This is a genomic window from Bacteroidota bacterium (assembly GCA_030706565.1).
In the GTDB taxonomy this organism is placed as follows: Bacteria; Bacteroidota; Bacteroidia; order Bacteroidales; family JAUZOH01; genus JAUZOH01.
Genome location: JAUZOH010000255.1, coordinates 1 through 5,653 on the forward strand (window position 1 = coordinate 1; position 5,653 = coordinate 5,653).

Sequence of the window (5,653 nt, forward strand, 5' to 3'; positions counted from 1 at the left end):
AGTCATCAAGTTAAATGAAAAATATGTTCCTCCTTATGAGTCGGGTGCATCACTTTATGTACGCCCTCTTCTGATTGGTACAGGAGCTGAAGTTGGTGTTAAACCTGCAGGAGAATATTGTTTTGTTGTATTTGTTACTCCGGTTGGCCCATATTTCAAAGATGGATTTAAACCTATAGATGTATTAATCTGCCGGGATTACGACCGTGCTGCTCCGCTGGGAACCGGTCATATCAAAGTTGGGGGCAATTATGCTGCCAGTCTTCTTTCTTTGCAGCAGGGACATGATGAGGGTTACGAATCGGTTTTGTATCTTGATGCCAAAGAGAAGAAATATATCGATGAATGTGGACAGGCTAATTTCTTTGGTGTACGCGGTAATTCTTACATTACTCCCGAATCGCGTTCTGTTCTGCCTTCAATTACCAATAAAAGTTTGATGGCCTTAGCCAAGGATATGGGCTTAACGGTTGAAAAAAGGAAAATCCCGGTTGAAGAACTGGCAACTTTTGATGAAGCGGGTGCATGTGGCACAGCTGCTGTAATTAGTCCTATTGATAAAATCTTTGATCCGGAAAGTAACACAAGCTATCATTTTTGTAAAAACGGGGAGGTTGGTCCGGTTTGTACCAAATTATACAACCGCTTAAGGGCTATTCAATATGGCGATGAATCCGATAAATTTGGCTGGGTCGAAGAAGTGAAATAATTTTATTTTTCAATAATCATTATAGAAAGCGGTTTTTTATTTAAGACCGCTTTTTTTAACTTTAAACATTTTTGTACCTTTTCTGTAAGCTCTTTAGAAAACTTGTTACTTTTGTATTTTTAAAATTAGGAATAAACTTGATTAAGCTTTGATGAAGTTTAAAGAAACAAAAATCAGTAAGCTACAGCTTCGCAGCTCATATTTTACATCAATCATCAGCAATTCGCTTGTGTTGTATATGATCGGATTATTGGCTCTTTTGCTTTTTAATGCCCAAAAACTTTCCGACTATGTAAAAGAAAATATAGGTTTTTCCGTTATTTTAAATGATCAGGTCAGTGAAGCTGATATTATCCAGTTAAGAAAGAATCTTGAAGCCACTCCATTTGTGAAAGCCACAAAATATGTAACTAAAGAAGAGGCAGCTAAAGATCTGCAAAGAGAACTGGGAGAGGATTTTGTCGATTTTCTGGGTTATAATCCTTTACTTTCATCCATTGATGTCAATTTGCATGCACAATATGCCAATCCTGACAGTTTGAAAAAGATTGAACAAGAGATTAAAACCTATCCTCAGGTTAAAGAAATTTATTATCAAAAATCCCTGGTGGGATTGGTCAATGAAAATATAAGAAAGATCAGCTTGATTTTGCTTTCTTTTAGTGGATTGCTTGCTTTAATTGCTGTTGCACTTATTAATAATACCATCAGGCTTTCGGTTTATGCCCGCCGTTTTCTTATTAATACCATGCAACTGGTTGGGGCTACCAATTCATTTATTCGGAAACCTTTTTTGTATAAAAGTATTTTGCATGGAATCTATGGTTCAATTATTGCTATAGCGCTACTTGTAAGTACATTTTATTTTGCTCAGAAAGAAATCAGGGACTTTATTTCTTTTCAGGATCCCGGGATGTTAATATTAGTATTTGCTTCTGTTTTGGTAGTTGGCATAGTCATTAATACCATTGCTACTTATTTTGCAATTAATAAATATTTGAGACTGAAAGAAGACGATTTATATTATTAAATTATGACAATTATGGAAACAAAAAAAACATCGGTTGTTAAGAATGCTCAACAAGACAAACCCAGTTTCGCTTTAGAAAAAGGGAATTATTATCTTTTATTGTTAGGTTTGGCTATAATAGTGATAGGTTTTTTATTAATGACCGGCGGAAAATCGCCCGATCCTAAAGTGTTTAACAGCAAGGATATTTTTAGTTTTCGACGGGTAACCCTTGCTCCGGTTGTGGTTTTATTCGGCTTTTTATTTGAGATCTGGGCAATTATGAAGAAACCCAAAGAAGAATAAATTTTCCCTATTATTTTATAAAAATATTTCATATCATCAGGATTTTATGGGCCTGCGTTAATTTATTTTCATGAGTATTATTCAAACCATTATTTTAGGTATTGTTGAGGGTATTACTGAGTTTTTGCCAATTTCTTCAACAGGTCACATGATTATTACGGAAAAATTATTGGGTTTGCCCAGTACTCCGTTTATTAATGCATTTATCGTTAATATACAGTTTGGGGCAATTCTTTCAGTGATTGTACTTTATTGGAAAAGATTTTTTCAAACTCTTGAGTTTTATTACAAATTATTTGTTGCTTTTTTACCTGCAGCGGTTATCGGTTTTTTACTGAATAATTTTATTGATTCACTTTTAGGCAATGTCGTTGTTGTAGCCGTATCACTGGTATTGGGCGGAATTATCCTTCTTTTTGTCGACAATTGGTTTAAACATCCGGATGACAATCAGGAGATGACTTACAAGAAAGCATTAAAAGTTGGTTTCTTTCAGGTTATTTCAATGATTCCTGGCGTTTCACGTTCGGCAGCCACCATTATTGGCGGAATGCAGCAAAAATTAACCCGGAAAAATGCAGCTGAATTTTCTTTTTTCCTGGCTGTGCCCACCATGTTCGGCGCTTCTGTACTGAAACTTTATAAAACTTATAAGTTGATTGATATTTCAAGGTTGGACATGTTGCTGGTGGGAAACCTGGTTGCTTTTGTGGTTGCGATGGTTGCTATTAAGACTTTTATCTCTTTTTTAACTAACCACGGGTTCAAACTTTTTGGATATTACAGGATAGTTGTTGGTTTGCTTATACTCGTTTTCCTCTTACTTGGATACGACTTAAACCTGGTGGGGTAGTATGAATTTTGTTGAAGGAGAAGTCATTCTTTTAAATAAACCATATCGATGGACATCTTTCGATTTGGTGAAAAAAGTAAGATGTTTAGTCCAGAAATATTGTAAGGTAAAGAAAATCAAAGTGGGGCATGCCGGTACACTTGATCCTCTGGCTACAGGTTTATTAATAATTTGTACCGGGAAAGCGACTAAAGAAATCGAACAATTTCAAGGGCAGGAGAAAGAATATATTGCCACCCTCGAGGTGGGCAAAACAACTCCTTCTTTTGATCTGGAAACAAAGGTGGATAAGGAATTTCCTACTGACCATATTTCAAAGGAATTGGTTGAAGATGTCCTGAAAAAGATGACCGGAGATATTTTGCAGGTCCCTCCCCAGTTTTCAGCAAAAAGTTTGAATGGAGAAAGAGCATACGTTTCAGCCCGGAAAGGCGAAAAAGTTGAATTGGCCCCAAATAAAATAAACATTTCCCGGATAGAATTGTTAAGTTTTGATAAACCCTTATTGAAGATCCGGGTAGTTTGCAGTAAAGGTACTTATATCAGGGCATTGGCACGAGATATAGGTTCCCTGTTACACAGCGGTGCTTACCTGGTCGCTTTGGAAAGAACGGCGATCGGTAATTTCAAACTTTCTGAAGCATTGACTATTGATGAATTTGAAAATAAATTATATCTTTAGTTAGTTATTCTGGGGGCTGAAAAATTTTAGTTAAAATTTAATTTATCTATATATGAAGTTATCACAGTATAAATACAATTTACCTCTTGATTTGATTGCTCAGCATCCTGCACCTAACCGGGACGAATCCCGTTTGATGGTTATTCACCGGGATACACACAAAATTGAACATAAAATCTTCAAAGATATTATTGATTATTTTGATGAAGGTGATGTGATGACGCTGAACAACACCAAAGTCTTTCCTGCCCGCTTATATGGAAATAAAGAAAAAACCGGCGCCGAAATTGAAGTTTTTCTTTTACGGGAATTAAATAAAGAACAACGGTTATGGGATGTCCTCGTTGATCCTGCACGTAAGATACGTATTGGCAATAAGCTGTATTTCGGCGAAAACGATATCCTGGTTGCTGAGGTTATTGATAATACCACTTCCAGGGGAAGAACACTCCGTTTTCTTTTTGACGGATCTTATGAAGAATTTAAAAAAACATTATACAGCCTTGGACAGACTCCTCTGCCTAAATTTATCAGGCGTAATGTTGAACCGGAAGATAAAGATAGATACCAGACTATTTTTGCAAAATATGAAGGGGCTGTTGCCGTACCCTCGGCCGGTCTTCATTTCAGCAGGGAGCTGGTGAAAAGGCTGGAAATAAAAGGAGTTGACTTTGCAGAAATCACCCTGCACATTGGTCTCGGCAATTTCAGGACTGTGGATGTGGAAGATCTTACCAAGCATAAGATGGATTCCGAACGTATTATTATTCCTGAAAAAGATGCGGAAATCATCAATTTGGCTAAAGAAAATAAAAAGAATATCTGCAGTGTGGGAACCAGTGTATTACGTACACTCGAAAGTTCTGTTTCTACCGATGGTTTCTTGAAACCTTACGATGGCTGGACCAATAAGTTTATTTTCCCTCCTTACGATTTTAGCGTTCCTACTTGTATGATTTCCAATTTCCATTTGCCCCTTTCCACCCCTTTGATGGTGGTTTCGGCATTCGCAGGCTTTGATTTTCTATTGGAAGCTTATAAATTGGCCATTAAAGAAAAATATCGCTTTGGGACCTATGGAGATGCTATGCTTATTCTCTAGGATAATAAAAGTTAAAAAAAAAAACGGAAATCCATTATAATGGATTTCCGTTTTTTTTTAAACTTATCGCAACACCTGATCCTAAAAAATTCCAATTCCTGCATTACTTTAACTTATTTAAAGGGTCACTGTGAATAAAAAATCATAATAAATAGGGATTGTATAAAAAGTCCATTTGAAAGATTTTTGTAACGTAAAATTTAAGAGGGTCAATGGTAGAAAATAAGCTTTAAAATCAAGACCCGGTTAAAGCATTTGTAGCAAAAGAAAAACGACAGGAATCATCAATGAAGTTCGTTCCCAAATTATATTTGTATATCATATTCACCATTTTTAGTTACTCATTACGGGCAATACCCATAATCTGTGTTCCTGATACCTCAAAAGTGGTAAAGCTTGGCGAAGTAACAGTTACTGCAACCCGCACCGACAGGATCCTGGGTTCCGAACCTATGCCCGTAACCTTTATTTCCAAAAGGGAAATATCCAGTTTGGGATCGCTTCGGCTGAATGACATACTGGCCCAACAAACTGGTCTGAACATTGTGTACAAAGCTTATGGCACAGGACTGGAAGTCCAGGGATTTGATCCTGCCTATACCCTGATATTAATTGACGGGGAACCTGTCCTGGGAAGGAATAACGGAGTACTTGATCTTACCCGCTTTGCTCTTGGAAACGTGAAACGAATTGAAATTGTCAAGGGCCCGTCTTCCTGTCTTTATGGTTCAGACGCTTTAGCCGGAGTAGTCAACATCATCACTGAAAATCCGGAAAAAACAACGGTCAACTTTTCCGGCCGTTATGAGACAAACCAGACAAACGACCTGGCCGGAAATATCTCTGCTAAGGGGAAGAATACCGCTTTCTCACTCTTTCTGGACCGGTATTCAACCAATGGTTATGATTTGTCAGCCGATACGGCTTATGGCAAAACCGTTGAGCCTTATTTCAACTATACTTTATGTCCGCGCTTTTCATGGCAATTCAAT

The 5,653-nt window shown here is 37.1% G+C and carries 7 protein-coding genes; all 7 read left to right on the top strand.

Annotation, left to right across the window (positions count from 1 at the left end; all coding sequences use genetic code 11):
- Positions 1-709, top strand: a 709-nt coding sequence (ilvE, locus tag Q8907_11930) for a branched-chain-amino-acid transaminase (protein ID MDP4274978.1), incomplete at its 5' end; no start/stop codon positions are given.
- Between the two features lie 151 nt (positions 710-860).
- Positions 861-1,739: a permease-like cell division protein FtsX gene (locus Q8907_11935; GenBank protein MDP4274979.1), complete on the top strand. Its 879-nt coding sequence runs from the start codon at positions 861-863 to the stop codon at positions 1,737-1,739.
- A 12-nt stretch (positions 1,740-1,751) separates the two neighbouring features.
- On the top strand, positions 1,752-2,024 hold the full coding sequence (locus Q8907_11940) for a DUF3098 domain-containing protein (protein MDP4274980.1): 273 nt from the start codon (positions 1,752-1,754) through the stop codon (positions 2,022-2,024).
- Between the two features lie 70 nt (positions 2,025-2,094).
- Positions 2,095-2,877, top strand: a complete 783-nt coding sequence (locus tag Q8907_11945; protein ID MDP4274981.1) for an undecaprenyl-diphosphate phosphatase — start codon at positions 2,095-2,097, stop codon at positions 2,875-2,877.
- Between the two features lies 1 nt (position 2,878).
- Complete coding sequence (truB, locus tag Q8907_11950; protein ID MDP4274982.1) at positions 2,879-3,559, top strand: tRNA pseudouridine(55) synthase TruB; 681 nt, start codon at positions 2,879-2,881, stop codon at positions 3,557-3,559.
- A gap of 52 nt (positions 3,560-3,611) precedes the next feature.
- Positions 3,612-4,661, top strand: coding sequence for a tRNA preQ1(34) S-adenosylmethionine ribosyltransferase-isomerase QueA (gene queA / locus Q8907_11955; protein MDP4274983.1), 1,050 nt, complete (start codon positions 3,612-3,614; stop codon positions 4,659-4,661).
- Between the two features lie 287 nt (positions 4,662-4,948).
- The coding region (locus Q8907_11960) for a TonB-dependent receptor plug domain-containing protein (protein ID MDP4274984.1) at positions 4,949-5,653 on the top strand (705 nt) is incomplete at its 3' end.